The organism is Aureitalea sp. L0-47 (assembly GCF_026126405.1).
Classification (GTDB): Bacteria; Bacteroidota; Bacteroidia; order Flavobacteriales; family Flavobacteriaceae; genus Pukyongia.
In genome coordinates this window covers 1-21330 of sequence record NZ_JAFMTQ010000021.1, presented here as the reverse complement: position 1 = coordinate 21330, position 21330 = coordinate 1, and the positions used below count along the sequence as shown (strand labels likewise).

At 43.2% G+C, this 21330-nt stretch carries 18 protein-coding genes and 2 tRNA genes; 12 read left to right on the top strand and 8 right to left on the bottom strand.

Translation table 11 applies throughout. The annotated features are described in order from the left end of the window. Positions 1–23: 23 nt before the first annotated feature. From J1N09_RS14705 to clpX, 6 genes are all read left to right on the top strand, one after another. Positions 24–737 (top strand): pyridoxine 5'-phosphate synthase, encoded by a 714-nt coding sequence (locus tag J1N09_RS14705; RefSeq protein WP_265201030.1) that lies wholly within the window; start codon positions 24–26, stop codon positions 735–737. Next, a complete protein-coding gene (locus tag J1N09_RS14700) occupies positions 734–1501 on the top strand; it encodes an alpha/beta fold hydrolase (RefSeq protein ID WP_265201029.1) in 768 nt (255 codons plus the stop codon). The genes J1N09_RS14705 and J1N09_RS14700 overlap by 4 nt, the downstream gene beginning before the upstream one ends. 47 nt (positions 1502–1548) lie before the next feature. Beyond that, complete coding sequence (locus tag J1N09_RS14695; protein WP_265201028.1) at positions 1549–1896, top strand: phage holin family protein; 348 nt, start codon at positions 1549–1551, stop codon at positions 1894–1896. Positions 1897–1983: 87 nt separating this feature from the next. Further along, complete coding sequence (tig, locus tag J1N09_RS14690; protein WP_265201027.1) at positions 1984–3339, top strand: trigger factor; 1356 nt, start codon at positions 1984–1986, stop codon at positions 3337–3339. 84 nt (positions 3340–3423) lie between these two features. After that, a complete protein-coding gene (clpP, locus tag J1N09_RS14685; RefSeq protein ID WP_265201026.1) occupies positions 3424–4098 on the top strand; it encodes an ATP-dependent Clp endopeptidase proteolytic subunit ClpP in 675 nt (224 codons plus the stop codon). Between the two features lie 20 nt (positions 4099–4118). Continuing rightward, positions 4119–5351: an ATP-dependent Clp protease ATP-binding subunit ClpX gene (clpX, locus tag J1N09_RS14680; RefSeq protein ID WP_265201024.1), complete on the top strand. Its 1233-nt coding sequence runs from the start codon at positions 4119–4121 to the stop codon at positions 5349–5351. Between the two features lie 65 nt (positions 5352–5416). Here the strand turns inward: clpX and J1N09_RS14675 are convergent, their stop codons facing one another. Next, on the bottom strand, positions 5417–5602 hold the full coding sequence (locus J1N09_RS14675) for a hypothetical protein (protein WP_265201023.1): 186 nt from the start codon (positions 5600–5602) through the stop codon (positions 5417–5419). Positions 5603–5712: 110 nt separating this feature from the next. Then, on the bottom strand, positions 5713–7227 hold the full coding sequence (locus J1N09_RS14670) for a GH3 auxin-responsive promoter family protein (RefSeq protein ID WP_265201022.1): 1515 nt from the start codon (positions 7225–7227) through the stop codon (positions 5713–5715). 44 nt (positions 7228–7271) lie between these two features. Here J1N09_RS14670 and J1N09_RS14665 point away from each other — a divergent pair, with 44 nt between their 5' ends. Then, positions 7272–8066: a DUF2797 domain-containing protein gene (locus J1N09_RS14665; RefSeq protein WP_265201020.1), complete on the top strand. Its 795-nt coding sequence runs from the start codon at positions 7272–7274 to the stop codon at positions 8064–8066. On the opposite strand, the gene J1N09_RS14660 is transcribed toward J1N09_RS14665, so the two are convergent. Next, positions 8067–10700, bottom strand: a complete 2634-nt coding sequence (locus J1N09_RS14660) for an AsmA-like C-terminal region-containing protein (RefSeq protein ID WP_265201018.1) — start codon at positions 10698–10700, stop codon at positions 8067–8069. 13 nt (positions 10701–10713) lie between these two features. Next, positions 10714–11424, bottom strand: coding sequence for a queuosine precursor transporter (locus J1N09_RS14655; protein ID WP_265201017.1), 711 nt, complete (start codon positions 11422–11424; stop codon positions 10714–10716). 241 nt (positions 11425–11665) lie between these two features. Here J1N09_RS14655 and folK point away from each other — a divergent pair, with 241 nt between their 5' ends. After that, positions 11666–12799, top strand: coding sequence for a 2-amino-4-hydroxy-6-hydroxymethyldihydropteridine diphosphokinase (folK, locus tag J1N09_RS14650; RefSeq protein WP_265201016.1), 1134 nt, complete (start codon positions 11666–11668; stop codon positions 12797–12799). On the opposite strand, the gene J1N09_RS14645 is transcribed toward folK, so the two are convergent. Further along, positions 12789–13331 (bottom strand): RNA methyltransferase, encoded by a 543-nt coding sequence (locus J1N09_RS14645; RefSeq protein WP_265201015.1) that lies wholly within the window; start codon positions 13329–13331, stop codon positions 12789–12791. The two genes, folK and J1N09_RS14645, sit on opposite strands and share 11 nt — an antisense overlap. 114 nt (positions 13332–13445) lie before the next feature. On the opposite strand from J1N09_RS14645, the gene mutS reads away from it, so the two are divergent. Continuing rightward, complete coding sequence (mutS, locus tag J1N09_RS14640; protein WP_265201014.1) at positions 13446–16061, top strand: DNA mismatch repair protein MutS; 2616 nt, start codon at positions 13446–13448, stop codon at positions 16059–16061. 168 nt (positions 16062–16229) lie between these two features. Here the strand turns inward: mutS and J1N09_RS14635 are convergent, their stop codons facing one another. Continuing rightward, positions 16230–17387: a CARDB domain-containing protein gene (locus tag J1N09_RS14635; RefSeq protein WP_265201013.1), complete on the bottom strand. Its 1158-nt coding sequence runs from the start codon at positions 17385–17387 to the stop codon at positions 16230–16232. Between the two features lie 308 nt (positions 17388–17695). Between J1N09_RS14635 and J1N09_RS14630 the strand changes: the two genes are divergently transcribed. Beyond that, positions 17696–17768 (top strand) — tRNA-Gly (locus J1N09_RS14630). A 51-nt stretch (positions 17769–17819) separates the two neighbouring features. Beyond that, a tRNA-Leu gene (locus J1N09_RS14625) sits at positions 17820–17905 on the top strand. Between the two features lie 507 nt (positions 17906–18412). Here J1N09_RS14625 and J1N09_RS14620 read toward each other — a convergent pair. Both J1N09_RS14620 and J1N09_RS14615 read right to left on the bottom strand, forming a co-directional pair. Next, positions 18413–18910: a hypothetical protein gene (locus J1N09_RS14620; protein ID WP_265201012.1), complete on the bottom strand. Its 498-nt coding sequence runs from the start codon at positions 18908–18910 to the stop codon at positions 18413–18415. Between the two features lie 203 nt (positions 18911–19113). Further along, positions 19114–19545, bottom strand: a complete 432-nt coding sequence (locus tag J1N09_RS14615) for a hypothetical protein (protein ID WP_265201011.1) — start codon at positions 19543–19545, stop codon at positions 19114–19116. Positions 19546–19918: 373 nt separating this feature from the next. On the opposite strand from J1N09_RS14615, the gene J1N09_RS14610 reads away from it, so the two are divergent. Next, on the top strand, positions 19919–21330 hold a 1412-nt coding region (locus J1N09_RS14610), incomplete at its 3' end, for a hypothetical protein (protein ID WP_265201010.1).

Sequence of the window (21330 nt, the reverse complement as noted above, 5' to 3'; positions counted from 1 at the left end):
TTTTTGTCCCCTAATTGGAATGTATGACAAAGTTAAGTGTAAATATTAACAAAATTGCCACCCTTAGAAACGCCAGGGGTGGAAATATGCCGAATGTTGTAGAGGTGGCAAAGGATGTGCAGAGATTCGGAGCCCAGGGAGTGACGATTCATCCACGTCCCGACGAGCGCCACATTCGGTACCAGGATGCTTATGATCTAAAACCTGTTGTTCATACTGAATACAATATTGAAGGTAACCCGATCGATACGTTCCTGGATCTCGTACTTGAGATTCAACCTACCCAGGCTACCCTGGTTCCTGATGCTGTTGATGCTATTACGTCCAATGCAGGATGGGACACAATAACCAACCGCAGTTTTCTTCAGGAAATAATTGCAGAATTGAAGATGAAGGGGATAAGGACTTCTATTTTTGTCGATCCCGTGCCTGCTATGATCGAAGGAGCTGCCCAAACCGGGGCTGATCGAATCGAGTTGTATACTGAAGAGTTTGCGCATCAATATTCTTTAGGGAATCTACAGGCCGTTCAACCTTATACGGAATGCGCCATGCTGGCGCACCAATTAGGGCTCGGAGTGAATGCCGGTCATGATCTGTCGCTGGATAACATCCAGTATTTTAAACAGGCTGTGCCACACCTTCTGGAAGTTTCCATAGGTCACGCGCTTATTTGCGAAGCAATTTACGACGGACTGGAAAATGTGATTAACCAATATCTTCAGAAATTACAATGAGTTTACATTCCCAAATTATAGGTGAAGGAACACCATTTATTATTCTCCACGGGCTACTGGGTATGAGTGATAACTGGCGAACCCTTGGCAGGAAATTTTCCGAACTCGGTTACCAAATGCACCTGGTAGATCAACGGAATCACGGCAGGAGTCTTCATTCGGATGAATTCAACTATAGCGTGATGGCTGAAGATCTGAAGGATTATTGCGATGAACATGGTATGGATGGCTTTATACTGATGGGCCATTCAATGGGGGGTAAGACCGCCATGCAATTTGCTACAACCTATCCTGAAATGGTTCGAAAGTTATTTGTGGCCGATATTGGGCCCAAGGCCTACCCTCAGCATCACCAGGATATTTTCAAAGCACTGCTCCTGGTCGATTTTTCGAAAGTATCCTCAAGGGGAGATGTGGAAGAAGTTTTGTCGGAATACGTACCTGAAGCAGGAGTGGGGCAGTTCCTGATGAAAAACCTCTACTGGAAAGAGAAAGGTGTGCTAGCCTTCAGGGCAAATGTAAAAGTGCTCAGTGACAAGAACGAGGAGGTAGGGAAACCATTAGATGAGGAAATGACCTACGATGGTCCGACCCTTTTTCTGGGTGGCGAGAACTCGGGTTATATAGAACCCATGGACGAATTACTCATTCATAAGCATTTTCCCAATGCCCGAATCGATTGGGTAAGCAATGCAGGTCATTGGTTGCATTCTGAAAATCCGACCGAATACTTTGAGAAAGTAGTTACATTTCTTAATGAGTAATCCCAGACATCGGTCGATTTTTATACCTTTAAAGAAATAACCTTTCAATGAAAACAATTTTAAGAGTGCTGTTAACCGCTCTGGCGGTGGTGATCCTGGCAAAAGTGCTTCCCGGAGTTTCTGTGGAGGGATATGGCCCGGCAATTATTGTAGCTGTGGTTATCGCCCTATTGCGATTCTTCGTAAAGCCGATATTGGTGGTTCTCACTTTACCAATAACTATAATTACTTTGGGATTGTTTCTTCTTTTTATCAACGCATTTATTATCAAGTTGGCAGATGTTATAGTGCCCGGATTCAATGTGGATTCGATTTGGTGGGCTCTGTTGTTTAGCCTGTTGCTATCCATCCTCCAATCGATCTTTCATTCGGTGTTGGATAAGAAAAAGAAATAGTAGATCTGCACATTTCAAAAGCTTGTTGGGTTGCATTAAAAGTCGTACTTTTGCAACCCAATTTTTTATGTGTAAAGGACATTAAGCATGAATATTACAAAGAAAGAAATCGATTCACTAAACGCTATTGTTAAGGTAGATATCGCAAAGGAAGATTATTCCGAGAAAGTGGATTCGATCCTTAAGAATTATCGTAAGAACGCCAATATTCCGGGATTCAGAAAAGGGCATGTGCCAATGGGGATGGTGAAAAAACAATACGGGAAGGCTGTTTTGGTAGAGGAAGTGAACAAAATCCTTCAGGACGAACTGCATAAGTTTCTTACTGAAGAGAAACTGGATGTTCTTGGAAATCCGCTTCCAAAAAACGATCACGAGATCGATTGGGAAGCCGGAGACCTTACCTTTGAATTCGACTTGGGTCTGGCACCGGAATTCGAAGTAAACCTAAAAGGTAAAGCAGTAACAAATTACAAGATCGTTGCCGATGAGGAAATGGTGAACAACCAGGTAAAAACCATCCGAAAGCAATACGGAAAGCTGATCGCCAAGGATAAAGTTGAGAAAGGCGATGAGATTACCGGTACCTTCACTTCCGCCCACGTGCTGCCGGAGGCTTCAGCGGAGGGGCAAGAAAAGGAGATAGAGCAGAAGACTACCTTCGAGACCGAGGTGATCAAGGGTAAGCGACAACTTAACGCACTAGTTGGAGCTAAAGTTGGAGATACAGTTACACTAAAGACCAAAGGGCTTTTCAAGGACGAACACGATAATCAACGTTATTTAGGTGTTAGCCATGGCGATGCTCACGGTTTGGATATTGAAGTGAATTTCAAAATAGAGGAAGTGAATGCGCGTGAGATGGCAGACTTAAATGACGAACTTTTCACCAAGATATTTGGGGAAGGTGTTGTTTCTTCTGAAGAGGAGCTAAAAGCCAAGATCAAGGAAGATGCCGAGAAGCAATTCGAGCAGCAGAGCGATCAGAAATTGTTGAACGATGTTGTAGAATCATTGATAGAAAACACAAAATTTGATCTTCCCGGAGAGTTTCTTCAGCGTTGGATACAACAATCTTCCGGAGAAGAGAAGATGACCGAAGAAGAAGCAAAAGCAGAATACGAGCGTACCGAAAAAGGAATGCGTTACCAGTTGATCGAAGGAAAATTGAGAGCCGAGCACAACCTGCAGGTGACCTTTGATGAGTTGAAAGACTACACCAGGGGAATGATTCGTATGCAGATGGCCCAGTTTGGGAACATGAATCCTACCGATGAAGAACTAGACGGTATCGTAACGAGAATCATGACAAATGAGGAGGAAGTGAGAAGGCTTTCGGAGCAGATGAACACGAACAAAATGCTTCAGTTCTATAAGGAAAATGTAAAACTGAAGACTAAAGAGATTAATTATGACAAGTTCATAAAAGAAGCCTACGCCTAATTCAGCGATAAAATAGTTATATTTAGGCGTTGAATTCTTAGGGGTTCAACGCTTTTTTTATAGTACAGAAACGACTCAAATTATATGAACTACAGTAAAGAATTTAAAGATTTTGCTATAAAGGACCAGGGGATTAGTAGTACCTATTACGATACCATCGTAAGCAGTATGTATCCTGTTGGCCTAACGCCGAATATTATTGAAGAACGCCAGATGAACGCCGTTGCAATGGATGTATTCTCGCGTCTTATGATGGACAGGATCATCTTCCTGGGCACAGGAATCAACGACCAGGTAGCCAATATTGTACAGGCCCAGTTGCTGTTCCTTGAAAGTACCGACGCCTCAAAGGATATCCAGATCTATATCAATTCCCCTGGAGGAAGTGTTTACGCAGGTTTGGGTATTTACGATACCATGCAATTCATCAAGCCGGATGTGGCGACGATTTGTACAGGAATGGCGGCTTCCATGGGGGCTGTTCTGCTTTGCGCTGGAGAAAAAGGAAAGCGCAGCGGATTAACACATTCAAGGGTAATGATTCACCAGCCAATGGGTGGTGCACAGGGACAAGCAAGTGATATTGAGATCACTGCGCGGGAAATTCTTACCTTGAAGGACGAATTATATCGAATAATTGCGAATCACAGTGGTCAGACCTTTGACCAGGTCTATGAAGACAGTGATCGCGATTACTGGATGAAGGCCGATAGGGCCAAAGAATACGGAATGATAGACGAGATACTTACTCGCAACTAATTCCGTTTAATACGAACGTTATGTCAAAAGAAGAACTGGAATGCTCGTTTTGCGGCCGTAAAAAGGCTGAAACCAACTTGCTGATCGCTGGATTGGACGCTCATATATGCGACCGATGCATCGAACAGGCACATGGTATTGTTATTGAAGAAGCATTGCATTCCACCAACAGCGAGCTCAGTAAAGAGTTGATGCTGAAGAAACCCAAAGCGATCAAGGCTTTCCTGGATGATTATGTGATCGGGCAGGAGCACACCAAAAAAGTGATGTCTGTAGCGGTTTATAATCACTATAAGCGTTTGCTTCAACCTAAATCGGACGAAGAGATCGAGATTCAGAAATCGAATATCGTTATCGTTGGGCAAACAGGTACCGGAAAAACGCTGGTTGCAAAAACCATTGCCCGGATGCTGAATGTGCCTCTGGCTATAGTTGATGCAACTGTTCTCACGGAAGCGGGTTATGTAGGGGAAGATGTAGAGAGTATCCTTACGCGTTTACTTCAGGCGGCAGACTATAACGTGGAAAAAGCACAAAACGGTATCGTATTCATAGACGAGATCGATAAGATCGCGAGGAAAAGCGATAATCCTTCAATTACCCGAGATGTGAGTGGTGAAGGTGTACAGCAAGCCTTGCTTAAATTACTGGAAGGAACAACGGTTAATGTGCCGCCAAAAGGTGGTAGAAAGCACCCGGATCAGAAATTCATTGAAGTGAATACTGAAAACATATTATTCATTGCCGGTGGTGCCTTCGATGGAATAGAACGTCATATCTCCAAGAGATTGAATATGCAGGCCGTTGGTTTCAGTGCCAGCAAGAACGAATACATTCGTGAGCGCGACAATATGCTGAAGTTCATCATTCCGAGGGATTTAAAAGATTACGGACTGATACCTGAGATCATTGGACGACTACCGGTACTTACTTTTATGAATCCGTTAGATAAAGGTACCTTGAGAGCCATCCTAACCGAGCCGAAGAACGCCATCATCAAGCAGTACAAGAAACTGTTCGAAATGGATGAGATCGACTTTGTGATCACGGAAGAGGCTCTAGATTTTATCGTAGAGCAGGCTATTGAATATAAATTGGGAGCCAGGGGATTGCGATCTCTTTGTGAAGCGGTGCTAACAGATGCCATGTACGACCTTCCGGGAAGTAATGAGACGGAGCTTCGCGTAACTATGGAATACGCCCAGGAGAAACTCAATAGATCCACTATTAAGAAATTGAAGGCAGTTTCTTAGATTACTGAAAGACAACAAAAAAAGCCTCAGGATATCCTGAGGCTTTTTTGTGTGAATTTACCAGGTTAGGGTTGTGCTACTACAGTCTTTTTCTTCTTTTGAAGAATCTTTTGCTGCATTAGCTCCTTCTTATTCTTTAGCGTGTATCCTGCCACTTCATTTTCCTTTTTAATTGTGTGAACGGAGGTCCCACAGGAAAACAATGTCGCGGAGGAGATCAGGATTGCTAAAATGTATATGAATCTTTTCATTTGCCCCATTAATGAATTATTTGGTAAACTTAGAAAGTAAGAAAAGTACTACCAAAAAATTTAGTTGAAGTAGCTGTAATACTCGATTAAAGGTATTTTTAAGCTTATTTTCAGGAGTTCAGAGACAGTAACTCCTCCAGGTATTCTCTAGAATTCGATAACCTCGGAACTTTGTGTTGTCCTCCAAGCTTATCATTTTGTTTAAGCCAATCGTAGAAGAGGCGCTCTCTTCCACAGTGTATCTTCGGGGCGTTAAGGGTAGTATTGTTGTATCGCTTGGCTTCGTAATCGCTATTTACCTCCTGAAGTGACTGGTCGAGTAATTTAGAGAAGTTGGCAAAATCTTCAGGTGGGTGTTTGAATTCGATGATCCATTCGTGGGCACCCTTCTCCTTACCCTCCATGAAGATGGGGGCAACGGTGTAATCCACGATCTCGGTATGAGTGAGTTTTGTCACCTTTCGAAGGGCTGCCTCAGCATTCTCAATGATCAGTTCTTCGCCAAATACGTTGATATGGTGCTTGGTCCTGCCCGTCACTTTGATCCTGAATGGATTGGTAGATGTAAATCGAACCGTGTCGCCAACCATATAGCGCCATAAGCCTGCATTGGTGGTAATCACGATGGCGTAGTTCTCGCCAGCTACCACCTCGCTTAATGGAATGACCTTTTGCTTGGGAGTTCCGAAGGTACTCATAGGGATGAACTCGTAAAAGATACCGTAGTCGAGCATTAATAGGAGCTCATTACTATGGTTCTGGTCCTGGATAGCAAAGAATCCTTCAGAAGCATTATAGATCTCATAGTATTTGAAGTTGTCGCCGGGAAGCAGCTTTTTATACTGTTCAACGTAGGGATCGAAGCTTACTCCACCATGGAAATACACTTCGAGGTTTGGCCAGACTTCAAACAGATTTTTAGCTTTGGTGGATTCCATCACACTATTAAGCAGAACAAGCATCCAGGATGGAACACCCGCCAGGCTGGTTACATTCTCGTTAATGGTTTCATCTACGATGGCCTGCATCTTGGTTTCCCAATCGCTCATCAAAGAAACCTCATTACTGGGTGTACTGCTGAATTCTGCCCAGAAGGGCATATTGTCTATTAGGATAGCGCTTAGGTCACCGAAAACAGTACCGTTTTCCCGGTAGAGTTCCTTGCTGCCCCCGAGCCTTAATCCTTTACCAACGAATAATTGGGAATCCGGATTGTTGTTGAAGTACATACAGAGCAAGTCTTTGCTGGCCGCGTAATGACAGTCTTCCAGGGATTCCTGGCTTACCGGTATGAACTTACTTTTAGCATTGGTGGTTCCACTGGATTTGGCGAACCACTTGATAGGTTTGGGCCAGAAGATATTTGCCTCCCCCCGGCGAGCGCGTTCAATGCGCGGTTCGTTATCTTCGTAAGTAGTGATCGGAACCCGATCGGCGAACTCGCGATAGGTAGTGATCGAGCTAAAATCGAACTCCTTACCGATTTCAGTATTCTTAGCCTTTATCAGCAAATTATGTAGCAATTCCTCCTGTACTTCCACCGGGTATTTCAAGAAGAGTTCGATCTGGTGAAATCGTTTCTTCAGAAACCACGAAGCAATTGAATTTACTATGGGTATTGGCATAATTAATCTATCTTTATCGGAATAAAAGTAGCAATTTCTTTTTTATGAAATATTCCGGGGTCCTCACTAAAATGAAAACGGAAAATGGTTCGCCCATTCAGTACTATCTGCTGTTCGAAAATGATTTTATGAATATGAACCAGCTGCTGGATAAGAAAGTCTCTATTTCTTTTATCAAATACCACTGCCTTAATTGCGGACTCGATAAAAAAATCTTCCGAATGGGGTTCTGTTACGATTGCTTTTACGAAGTGCCACAAGCTGCCGACTGGGTGATCCGTCCCGAGCTCAGTAAGGCCCATCTAGGGCAGGAAGATCGCGACCTGGAATACGAAAAGAGGGTGCAAATTCAGCCACATATTGTGTATTTGGCCAATAGCAGCAGTGTGAAAGTAGGGGTTACGCGAAAGAGCCAGGTGCCCACACGATGGATCGACCAGGGGGCACACGAAGCTATTGAGATCGTTGAGGTGCCAAATCGCTACCTCGCAGGAATTACCGAAGTGGCTCTAAAAGACCATGTGAGTGATAAGACCAACTGGAGGACGATGCTGAAGAACGATATCGAGGATGAAGATCTGGTGGATTGGCGTTCGCGATTGGAACCGTATATTCCTGCAGAAGCCAAAGAATATTTCATTGCCAACAATTCCGAGACCAACCTGGAATTCCCCGTGCTTAGGTATCCTGAAAAACCAAAAAGCCTGAACCTTGAAAAAACACCAGATTACTCTGGCGTGCTAAAAGGCATAAAAGGTCAGTACCTGATCTTTGAGGATGATACTGTCTTCAACGTGCGAAGCAATGAAGGCTATTTTGTCGAAATTTCGGTGAACTGATCAGTTCTTTATACTGTCCTTTTTCTTATTCCCTCCTAACAAGTCTCCAAGTAATCCTTTTACTACTTTTTCGGGATCTGTAGTTTTAGGATCTGCTTTTCCTGAATTTGTCTGCTTCGGATCATTGCCCGCAGGCTTATCCCCGCCAATGAGGTCCTTTAGTATATCCGTTCCTTTATTCTGAAGATCTTTTTTCTGCTTGTCAATCAGCTTTTGTGTAATTGAATTCACAGCCGATTGCATATTTAATGAAACTTTCGGATTTGTTACCGAACCACTAACACCCATAGGGATGTTTACGCGCATATTATTGGCTTCTTTAGGGTCAAGTTTCGAAAGTAATTTTGTCACGTCATTGCCCAGGTATTTTGCCGGCACATCCATATCCAGGGAATAATTCATGTTTTTATCCAGACCATGGCTTCCTGAGGCGGTCACTTTTACGCCTTCCACTTCAAAATCAAAGGGCCTGACCTCTATTTTCCCATTGTTGAATCGAAAAGCTGTAGATACGTTCTGCAAGCTCAGTTTGTCCAATCGAAGAAAGGGTGCCTGCTCTCCTATCTTCGCCAGGACAGGGGTTCTTTCCGGGGTGACTTCCGCAGTGAGAATCCTGGCCGCTGCATTCCCGGCGATGGTCTTAAGATCGGGTGTTAAATCCCCGTTTAGCTTACCATTCAGACGGATCTGGGTATTGAGGTCACCTTCCAGAGCCTTGGCCACCGGAGCCAGGTATTTTAGCAACTCCAAATTATTAAAAGATTCCGAAATATTTATTTTCTGAAGATCGAGATTCATATTAAACACTGGAACATTCTCCTTAGTAGAGACATCGCCAGAGAATGAAGCGTTTCCTCCAAACACATCCGAGGTCACATTCGTCAGCCGTGCGGTTTCTTCCTTGATGCTAACCGTTCCCTTGGCATTAGTGAGTGTTATATCATCGTAGATCACTTTTTTTGCTGAAAAATCCATCGTAGCATCCAGGTAGTCCGGGATCTGTATAGCATCCTCGGTTTCAGAAGCCGCTCCACCACCTTCATTTGCTGCCGACAGGGAGTTATCGGAAGAGGAGAAATCGTTAAGATCGAAAGTGTTGGATGTTACATTAAATCTTCCTTTCAGGTCTTGTTTTGCCATCAGCCAGGGCACCAGGTTTCTAATGTTACCCGTTGCCGATAGATCGGTCTTTCCCGTTGAGCCTTTAAATTCACGTAATTGAATATTTCCTGGTTTCAAGTCCATTCGGGCGCTTTCCACGACCAGTTCATCCTTGAAATTCGAATCCTTGTATTTAAAATTTGTCAGACTCGCCGTACCGTTGGTCTTTATATTGTCGTATTGCTCGTTTTCCACGGAGGCCATATCGAAATTTGTTCTAATGTCGGCCTTAAGTACCCCGGTTAGATCCTGTTCCAGTTCCAGGGGCATGACCTGTTCTATGTTGGCGAGATCGAGAGTGCCTTTGAGTGCCATGTTGACGATGGCATTCTGGGTGAGGTTACGTATACTTCCGTTGGCGGAAAAGATCTCGTCGTCAATTTTGAACGTAAGTCCGCCAATGTTGAGGTAGGTGTCTTTCGCCAGGCCAGTGTCGTTCTTAAGTTGGGCATCGATGCTGATGTTACGAACGGCTTTCGGTAGGTCGGGATACTTAAAAGAAGCATTCGTGCTTTTCACTTTGATATCCATTTTCGGAATGCGATCTTCATTCACTATACCTTTCAGCATACCATCTACCGAAAAATCACCCGTTGTGGTCACACCGTTCAGGTCTTTTACATACACTTTTGGAATGACGGCAAGGAAGTTTTTGAAATCGGAGGATGGGGTCTTAAAACTCAGATCCAGCTCTGTAGCTTCTTCAAGTACTTTTACAAAACCCTTGAAAGTGAGTGGTAGCTCATTGATCCTGGCTTCGTTTTCCAGAAAGGTATATTGCTGGTTTTCCAGGTCCATTTGGATGAGTGCATCCAGGGAAATAGTATTGTTTGTGAGGTATTTCACGTCGCCTACACGGAAGGAGACCACCGAGTTGGTTTCCGTGTCCAGTTCAGAAACATTCAAAGAAAAATCACCTTTGCCCGAGTGATTAAGGTCGGACAGCTCGAGGTAGGTTTCGCTGGTATCATCCATGTAATTTATGGTTGAATTCTGAATTTCATACCCTTTCAGATCGAAGGTGAATCCTTCGGAAGCTTCTTCGGTTTCTGTTGTTTCTGAATTTTCCTTTTCTACGGCTATGTCGTAATTAGCCCTTCCCAGGGAGTCTACTTTGATATTGACCAGAGCTTTGTCCAGGGATAGGGAGTTTACTTTGATGGGATCATTTCCGGATTTGAAGAGTTGCGTTATTCCCATGTCCAGGGTGAGCTGTGATCCCGCTGCCAATGTATCTCCTTCGAAAGGTGCATTATTGATTACCGAAAAATCCCTGATCTTGACTGCTGCGTCGGGGAAGCTACTGAACAAGCTGAGGTCCATGGATTCCCAGGCAACAGTAGCGTTGAGGTTATCGTTGAGGTTCTTCTTCAGAAGGTCTTCCAGTGTTCCTTTGAACAAATAAGGCGCGAGTAACAAAAGGACGATACAAATACCGAGCAGGATGCCTGCTATTTTCAGAATTTTTTTCATACTTATTTAATGTCTAGTCTTTTTCAGGATCCAGGTCCAGTTCCTCTCCAAGTTTCAGGCCAAAACGCTTTCGGAAAGCAAAAACCGTGAGGTAGAGGAAGGGTGTATCCGTAGCTGCTACCATCACTTTGAATAGAAAACCGCTTAGCAGTAAGCCTCCGAATAAACTCCAGTCGATCTTTCCGAAGCTACACAACAATACAAGAACAGTAAAGGTATCCACAAATTGTGATAGAAAGGTTGAAAAATTATTGCGGAGCCATAAATGTTTACCCTTGGTAAGTCGTTTCCAGAAGTGATAAATTGAAATATCGATATACTGGGCCAGCAAATACGCCATCATGGAGGCAAAGACAGCAATGGCTGTTGCTCCGAATACGAGATCGAACAGGGCGTCACTTACAGGGCTCCATTCGGTGGCTGTAGCAGCGCCAGAAACATAGATGATTCCCATGGAGAAAAAGGAGGCGAAGATCCCCGCCGTTACCACCTGGTTCGCTTTGCGTTTACCGTATACTTCGCTGATGAGGTCGGTGATAAGGAATGTAATAGGGTAGGGCAGAATCCCTACGGAGAGCTCGAAGGTGTAAATTCCGAAGAAATCGAAAGTGAAAAATTTTTGAAAGATAAGGTTGGACACAACCAGGGATGCAATGAATAAAGCCCCAAGAATGAGGTAGATGCGGTGAGCTAGTAATTTATCATTAAAGGTGAGTTGCGCCACAAACGATAGTTAGATGCTCAAAATTAGTTGTTGTACACATTCTTTTCCTTAAATTCGTCTTAAAGAACTCATTTAAACTTTTTCAATTTGCTAAAAAATTGCTGTTTTCAGCTCTTTTTTTGCCTTTTTTCTTTCCGTAGCGCTGCTATGTAATTGAAAAAAGCCTTCAAAAGAACTAAAAACCTCTAATTTTCGCTTGAATTCAAAAGGTCTAAATCAGTTCAATGTTAAAATTGAAACATTGAGCAAACCGCTTCAACATTTATACCTGTCGCTAGGCAGTAATATGGGCAATAAGTTCGAGCATTTGCAGGAGGCGGTGAATGTGATTTTCGAGGAGCTGGGAGCCATCGAAAAGATCTCCCCGGTATATAAAACCCCTGCCATGGGGTTTGAAGGAGATGATTTTCTGAATTGTGTGCTTTGGGTTAAAACACGCCTGAGCGCTAATAAAGTTTTGAGAACTGTCCTGGATATCGAGCAAAAGATGGGTAGAAAACGCGGTGGTTCCAAAAACTATACATCCCGCCCTATCGACATAGACATATTGTTCCTGGACGATCTTCAGAAGGACACAAAAAAATTAAAGATACCACATCCTGAATTGGAGAACAGGCGTTTCGTATTACAACCAATGGCAGATGTACAGCCGAGCTTCGAACATCCTGTTTCAGGTAAAAATATGATTCGTTTACTGGCTGAGACCAAGGACGAGGGACCCATCGAGAAGATGTCGAAATGGCTTAGCAACCCAAGGAAGGATTACAACCTGGCGCAATTCAATTATATCGCCATTGAAGGAAATATAGGGGCCGGAAAGACGAGCCTGGCCACTAAACTAGCGGGCGATTTCAATGCCAAGCTTATCCTGGAACGCTTCAAGGATAATCCTTTCCTTCCAAAATTCTACAAAGATCCTGCGCGCTATGCATTTCCACTGGAAATGTCATTCCTGGCAGATCGCTACCAGCAGTTGCTGGATGATATCACTCAATTCGATCTGTTCCGGGATTGCGTAATCGCCGACTATGAAGTTTACAAGTCTCTTATTTTCGCCAAGGTGACTTTGGCCGAAGAAGAGTTTAGTCTGTACAAAAAGTTGTTTCAGCTTATGTACAAAGAGTTACCCAGGCCCGATATCTATGTGTATTTATACCAGGATACGGATCAGTTGCTGGAAAACATCCGACAAAGGGGACGGAGCTACGAAAAGGACATACAGGAAGAATATCTTCAAAAGATACATGATGGCTACTTCGAGTTCATCAAGACGCAGCACGAGACGAATATCAGGATCATCGATATCTCCGGAAAGGACTTTGTGAACAGTAGAAAGGATTACCTGTGGATACTTAGGGAAATGCTTACTTCGTAGTATTTAGTTTAGAGAACAAGTCCCATAGAACAACTCCTACACTTACCGAAATATTCAGCGAATGTTTTGTTCCGAATTGGGGGATCTCCACCACTATATCGGATTTCGAAACTACTTCCTGCTGAACCCCTTTCACCTCGTTTCCGAAGACCACCGCATAGGTGTCGGAGGAATCGACGACTACTTTGTTTAGAGGTATTGAGTCTTCCGCTTGTTCGATAGATAATATTTTGACCCCATCGGATTGCAGCTGTCGAACTAGTTCCAGGGTGTTTTCAGAGTACTCCCAATCCACACTCTCCGTAGCGCCCAATGCGGTTCTCTGAATGTCCTTATGAGGCGGTGTTGCGGTGATACCACATAGATAGATCTTTTGGATGAGGAAGGCATCCCCCGTGCGGAACACCGAACCAATATTGTTAAGGCTCCTGATATTATCAAGGATGACAATAATGGGTGTTTTAGGGACATCTTTGTATTCCGTAGGAGAAATACGCCCCAGTTCACTATTCTTAAGTTTCCGATGCTTCATAAACTGGGGTTAAAGGTACTTTTTTGTTAATAAAAGTGAATAACTGGGGCGGTATATATTTTTCAGGCCAATACGATTTCTATATTTTTATAAGTTCAGTGAACAGGTGAAACTATGGGTAAAAAAGTAACCCCCTTAATGGGTCAATACAATAGTATCAAGGCGAAATACCCTGATGCCTTGTTATTATTTCGTGTGGGTGACTTTTACGAGACTTTTGGCGAGGATGCAGTTAAGGCCGCAGGGATACTAAATATCACGCTCACGGCCAGAAATAACGGTGGAGATATGACCGAGTTGGCCGGGTTCCCTCATCATTCACTAAACACCTATTTGCCAAAGCTAGTCATGGCTGGTTGTCGTGTAGCGATCTGCGATCAACTGGAAGACCCTAAACAAACCAAGAAGATCGTAAAGCGAGGTGTTACTGAATTGGTGACACCGGGCGTGGCTCTCAACGACGATATACTTCAGAGCAAATCGAACAATTTCCTGGCTGCTGTGCATTTGGGTGGCTCCCGAATTGGAGTTTCCTTCCTCGATGTTTCCACCGGGGAATTTCTTACTTCTGAAGGAGATGCAGAATATGTAGACAAATTACTTCAGAATTTCAAACCTTCGGAAGTACTTTTCAGCAAACAGAAACGCAGGCTATTCTCTGAAACCTTCGGGGATAATTTTCATACGTTCTACCTCGAGGATTGGGTGTTTCAAACAGATTATGCGGTGGAGACCCTTCAGAAGCAATTCGGAACAACCAGTTTAAAAGGATTTGGGATCGATACCCTGGAGAATGGGGTCATCGCCGCCGGAGCGGCTTTGCATTACCTTGGCGAAACCCGTCACGATAAACTGGGACATATCACCAAAGTGAATCGCATAGCTGAAGATGCCTATGTTTGGATGGACAAGTTTACCATTAGAAACCTCGAACTGTATCATTCTACGCAGGAGAATGCGGTGACCCTGCTGGAAGTGATCGATAAAACGATCTCTCCTATGGGAGGTAGATTGTTGAAGCGTTGGCTGGCATTGCCTTTAAAGGATTCCGAAGCCATCATCAAGCGTCATGAGGTGGTGAGTTTCCTGCTGGATAACCAGGACGTTCTGGAAAAATTTCAGCAGCATATAAAACACATGGGCGACCTGGAAAGGCTGGTTTCTAAAGCAGCCACGGGGAAGATCAATCCAAGAGAAGTAGTGCAGCTAAAGAATTCACTTGAGGCGGTCGTGCCGGTGAAAGCATTGGCTTCGGACTCGAAGAATGAGTCCCTACGTTTGATCGGGGAACAACTGAATGCCTGTGATGAACTAAGAGAAAAGGTAAAAGCCACTTTGTTTGAAGAAGCACCGGTGAACATTCTGAAGGGGCAGGCGATTGCAAACGGGGTTTCTGAGGAACTGGATGAGTTGCGTTCCATAGCAACCGGTGGAAAGGACTACCTGGATGCCATGCTGAAGAGGGAAAGTGAGCGAACCGGGATCACTTCGCTGAAGATAGCTTCCAATAATGTGTTTGGCTACTATATTGAAGTTAGAAATACGCACAAGGATAAGGTCCCAGAGGAATGGGTTCGCAAGCAAACATTGGTGAGTGCCGAACGCTATATCACCGAAGAATTAAAGGAATACGAGGCCAAGATACTTGGTGCCGAGGAGAAGATCCTTATACTGGAACAGCAATTATTTGTTAACCTACTGGAATGGTTACAGCAGTTCATTGGGACCATTCAACATACCGCAAGCCTGATCGCGCGATTGGATTGTTTGTCTTCTTTTGCTGTGCAAGCAAGGGAACATTCTTATACAAGGCCATTATTGGATGATAGCTTTGATTTGGACATCAAGGAAGGGCGCCATCCGGTGATCGAACAGCAACTACCCCCGGATGCACCGTTCATAGCCAACGATGTGTTCCTGGACAGGGACAACCAGCAGATCATTATGATCACCGGTCCGAACATGAGTGGTAAGTCTGCCATTCTACGACAGACTGCTTTGATTGTGCTACTTGCTCAAATGGGAAGTTTCGTTCCGGCGGGTGCTGTGCGCATGGGCTGTGTTGATAAGATATTTACCAGGGTAGGGGCCAGTGATAATATTTCCATGGGGGAGTCTACGTTTATGGTAGAGATGAATGAAACGGCCAGTATCCTGAACAATATTTCAGAACGAAGCCTGGTGTTACTGGATGAAATAGGTCGTGGAACCAGCACTTATGATGGAATTTCCATTGCCTGGGCCATTAGTGAGTTCCTGCACGAACACCCTTCCAGGGCCAAGACCTTGTTTGCTACTCACTACCATGAACTCAATGAGATGACGGAGACTTTTGAGCGGATCAAGAATTACAATGTTTCGGTGAAAGAGATGAAGGATACGGTTTTATTTCTTCGGAAGTTGGTACCCGGGGGCTCACATCACAGTTTCGGAATTCATGTAGCAAAGATGGCCGGGATGCCTGTCCAGGTTCTGCATAAGGCCAATAAGATATTGAAGCGACTGGAGAAGTCGCACGCTTCCGAAGAACTCACCGATGAGATGCGGAACATGTCTAAAGAAGAGATGCAGCTCAGTTTTTTTAAGCTGGATGATCCACTGCTGGAAGAGTTGAGGGAGGAGATCCTGGATATCGACATAGATACCTTGACCCCTGTAGAGGCCTTGATGAAACTTAACGAGATCAAGCGGATGCTGCAGCGGAATGCTTCAACGAAATCAAAGAAATAGTAAAACTGTCTAAAAAGTGATATGACTGTCAAATCGAACTCCCGTGCTGAGCATAGCCGAAGCGTGATTCGGTTTCTAGATAATGTTTAATGTAGGGGATATAAGATTCTGAATTAAATTCAGAATGACATAAAATCTACCTTTTTAGACAGCTTCTTATATTAAGTACTAATTTTCAATCCCATCCCAGCTATAGAAAACCTCACCGGTAGAGCATTTTACTTTGGGAGCGGCGCTATATTTATCGTGATGTGGTAGTCTAACGAAATATGAGCCCTCCACGAAATTGTTGTCTGCTTTTATTTCTGTGCGTATAGAACTTATTGTGGCATTAACTTTCTTGGTTCCTGCAGTTCCCCATTTGTGTTTTCTTTTTATAGTAAAAGTTTCTCCAGGAGCCAGGGGAGGAATCTCGTAGTTTTTCACCCCTTTTTGTTTTACATATGATCTAAGATTCCAGTTTCCGTAAGAAGTTGTTTCTGCACTACCTATATTCTTCACTACAATCCTAATTTCTCTTTCACGGCCTACCGGCGGCCTTTTAGCGTTGTCTATATAAACGATGAGATCAGGGAGTGGAGACGCATTGAAGGACCAGCTTGTACTGTTATTATTTTCGTCTATTTCGTCTATGGCATCATTGGGGTCCAGGACTAGAGTCACTTCGTAGGTCCCTGGTTTATCAATACGAAACCCTTTGTTGAAGGTAGCTTTTTGGTTCTTTCCAATAGTTACCTCCATTGTTTTAGTGATTTCTGTAGTAGGTTCGTCACCGGGTCTGTCCAGTATCATTTTAACGGTAGGATTTTGTATTGGTGTTTCCCCTGTATTCTTGATCTCTGCGGTGTAGACAACCCTTTGGTTCTCTCCGATAACTCCGGAATCTCTTGGTGAAACTTTCATGCTTCCTGACTCAAGATCAGGTTTAAGACAATCTTTCAAGGTGAAAACTCCGGTTAGCCCGGTGATGATGTCATCAGAGGCGTCGCTCTTCCCTATGATCTTAATACGATAGTCTCCATCTGTCGATGCCTCCCGATTCCAGAGATATTGTCCTGAATTGGGAGCGTCGGTAACAATGGTTCTATGAATGGTATATCCGTTAGATTCCGTCAAAAAGATACTCACGGTGGTGGCCACTCCTCCAGTAGTTTGCCATTGGATATATTGTTGTTCGTTTAAACAATAGTCCTGCCCTGCGGCGGGATTAGTGATGTTAATGGGGAGATCCTCATTTAGGGGTTCGACATTGGTAGCTCCTCTCAATGAAAAAGAAGATAGTGCTACTGCTAAGCTTAGCAGCAGTATGTGTTTGGAATATTTCATGGCGTAGGTTTTTGGTTCAAACAATTCCTTTCAGTATTTCTGAAAATTCTTGTTTGTCTTACTCTAAAAAATGCCAGAAATACTTTTGGTCTTAACTTTAAAACTTAGACCAATTATTTATAAGATGCAATGATGTAGGTCATTGTGGAGTGGAAATAGCTGTCGAACTACTAAAAATAGACTTAGTTGTGGCGAGATGTTTTTTGTGATCCCATTGTCCTCAATAATTTAGATAGAAATGCTTTGCATTTGAGGTAAAAGTTTTAAATTTGCGTCCGCTTTCACTAGAAAGTACGTTCTTGAAATATGCGAAAATAGCTCAGTTGGTAGAGCGCCACCTTGCCAAGGTGGAGGTCGCGGGTTCGAATCCCGTTTTTCGCTCAGCAAGGAGCCGATTTTTAGTCGGCTCGATTTTTGCGAGTCCTATTGTATGCAGAAGTGGTGGAATTGGTAGACACGTTGGACTTAAAATCCAATGGGCAGTAATGCCCGTGCGGGTTCAAGTCCCGCCTTCTGTACTAATACGGTGAAACCGAATCGAAAGATTCGGTTTTTTTATTCCGAAAACCGAAGAAAGTTATCTTTCAGAGGGATTGAGGAATAAAAAAATAAATCCGCTGCTAAGCGGATGAGGTTTTATTGTTGACTTCGTAGGAGCTGGGACTCCCCGCCGAAGGCGGAAATTCCCGCTTGTTCATTCTGAAGGTATGAGGAATAAAAAAATAAATCCGCTGCTAAGCGGATGAGGTTTTATTGTTGACTTCGTAGGAGTTGGGACTCCCCGCCGCAGGCGGAAATTCCCGCTTGTTAATTCTGAAGGTATGAGGAATAAAAAAGCAGTCCGCTGCTAAGCGGATGAGGTTTTATTGTTGACTTCGTAGGAGCTGGGACTCTTCGCCGAAGGCGGGTTTTGCGCTATTAAGTGAACATACATTGTCAATCTGAACTTGATTCATATTCTAAAGTCCTTAAATTAGAGAGATTCCGAATCAAGTTCGGAATGACGTGTTAAGAATGTGTTGGTTTTAAAGATTATCCCCAAAAATATTACTGATCTCTTCATCCACCTGTTCTTTTAACGCTTCTGCTTCCGCAGCTCTGCGTTTTCCGAGTCGGTAAGAAATATAGATCAGAAAGAAAATGATTGGCAGGATCACGGGCAGGGAATACCAGAAATCGTATTCGTCTATATATTGAATATTCTGGTTGATCACTCCTGAGAGTTGAAAGAGGAACATGGTAAGTGGGACCAGAATGGCGTATTTCCACCAATTCCTGGAGGTTACAAACCAGATAGCAGTTAGCAGTACAAAAGTAAGTTTTGTGAACAGGGTATAGATATATCCCTGAACTGTATTAAAACCATTGGTCCTTACAGTTCCGAATAACGTATCCCACTCTGCTGTATCAGAGGGTACAATGCGATACAAATAGAATAAGAAGGGTGTTGAAACTAGGATAAGCGTAAGCAACACCCCTGATATAAGCGATGCTTTTTTCTTATCCGTTGTTCGGTATTTCAACGTCTTTTTTGTCAATTTGTTGCTCTTCTCCTACTAACGATTCTGGGGTACAGCTTGCTGCAAATACGAAGCTAACCATAGCTAAAATAAACATAAATTTTCTCATAATACTAGAATTTGGGGTTTATTACAAAGCAAACCTAGTAAGAAGAAACAAAAATTACTCTATAGTAATTTCATTAAGAAAATCATACATTTGTAGGTTATTTCTTACTATTTTTATCGCTAAACAGCAGATAAATACGATTAACTACCCAATTACCTATAGGAAAGTAAAGTGCGAAAAAGATAGCCATGGCCAGTGCGAAGGTGTGTGGGGTGAACCATTTTTCAAGGATATTGTCGGGATATATATAAGAAGTTCCCAGGGCATAGCCTCCAAACTCCAGGGCGGCCATTGCCACTAAGCCGTATGCATACTGAGTGAAGAAGGGATATCCACGCAACAGGATGGAGATGGGTACCATATATAATATATAGGTGCTTATCACTTGCCACCAGAAGGTGAATTTTGCGATCTCCAGCCACTGACCTACATGGTGCATTAGGATGCCCCAGGCGAAGTACACTATTATATATGTAAGGAGTCTGCCGCGTTCAACGGATCGTAATTTTCGGATGAGATCTTTTATCATGTGATTTCAAAAATAATGAAACTCAATTAATTGTTAATTGACGCTTTTCCTACAAATACTTACATATAAACAGCAAATAAACGATAAAATATGACGTTTATCGAGGGGTAAATTATGTTAAAATGAAGATAAAAACATGCATTTCATCGATAAAATATATCACTACACCGAAAACAATGTGTTTTTGCCGAGGTTAATTGCATGTGGTCGATTAAATTGTTAAAAGCGTTAACATATTGCGCTTATATTTACGCATCTGCATATAGACCCCTAATCATATGCTAACCATGAACCATCAAATTCATAATTATTTATAAAAATTATGGCCATTACCAATTAGTAAGGGCCGCCACAATATTAAAGTGTATTGCTTATGAAACCATTATTACGATCTATTTTAGGTGCGTTTTCAATAATATTAGTCTTTACGACAAATTTATCTGCGCAAACAGTCACTTTGACCTCTTCCAATGAGTTCGTATTTGATAGTAACAAATCGTGTTTACCTGATTTTGAAGGCCCGCATGCTTCATATGTGTCTTACGAGATTTGTAATACAACAGGATCTGTAACAGCACCTCTTACTGCAAACTTTGCTATCACTGGAACAGGTTATTCACTTAGTGGAGGACAGGCGGCTTCCCAATATGTAGGTTCCCTTGGAATAGGTGAATGTGCATCATTCTTTTGGCTAGTGGAATATCCATGTGACCCACCTGCAACAGCCGTGATCGATGTAACGCTTACGGACGATATGGCTGCTGTGGTTGCAACCTCCTCCGATAATATGACTACCGCAAGTGGAATCAGTGCGAACGCTACTGGAATTCTAGGTACTCAAACAATAAATAGTCCGAGTGTTGGGCAACTTAGTGTTTATGATGTAGAGTACACCTTTGGTACAACTGCTGATGGCGGTGACCTGTCTTTTCAGCCAGTAGGGAATATTGATTTTGACGCTAGCTGCTTTCAGTTGGTTGGTGTCGAAATAATAAGTTCTCCTGATTTTTCTTGTATTTCCGTTGGCGATCAGGATCAACTCTACTACCAGATAACTGCTGGTTGTGGTGTATCTGGTTCTGGAAATATTGTCACGGCTCGCTATTTTTTCCGAAGTAATTGTGTTGGCGGTACAACCAATGCACAACCCTATGCCTATGGTACGTCTGGAGGCCAGTTGAAATATACTGGGAATTTTGAGGATGGGACTTCTGTAACCAGTTTCCCGCCCACTGCGGCTCCTACTTTGAATATTACGAAATCTGTTTCCCCAACAAATATTTTGACGGTACCGGCCACGGTTACTTATACAATTTCAATTGAGAATACATCAACATCTCCGTATTCATTAGATCAAATTACAGATGTTTTACCTGCACCTTTTACCTTTAATTCAATAGATGGCACGAGCGACATTACAACGGCTAACTCATCCAGTGCTCCTACGCTGTCCGATACAGGTACTTTGTCATTTGTCGGTGGTCTGGATGCGGCTACCTATCCTTACACCGAATACTTCATACCGGGGAGCTCAACAGTCCAGCTAATCTACAGTGTAGATGTTCCTGGAACGACTGTTAATGGTGTATATACGAACTCGGCTACCTATAGTACTGGTACGTTCACCTCAGCAAGTGCTACCGCAGATCTTACTGTAGGACCTCCTCCATGTAGCATCACAGCCATTGGCACTTCGAATCTTTCGGCTTGTAATGATAATGGTACACCTGCCAATAGTGCGGATGACTTTTTCACAGCAGATGTAACGGTAACTTTTGCCAATGC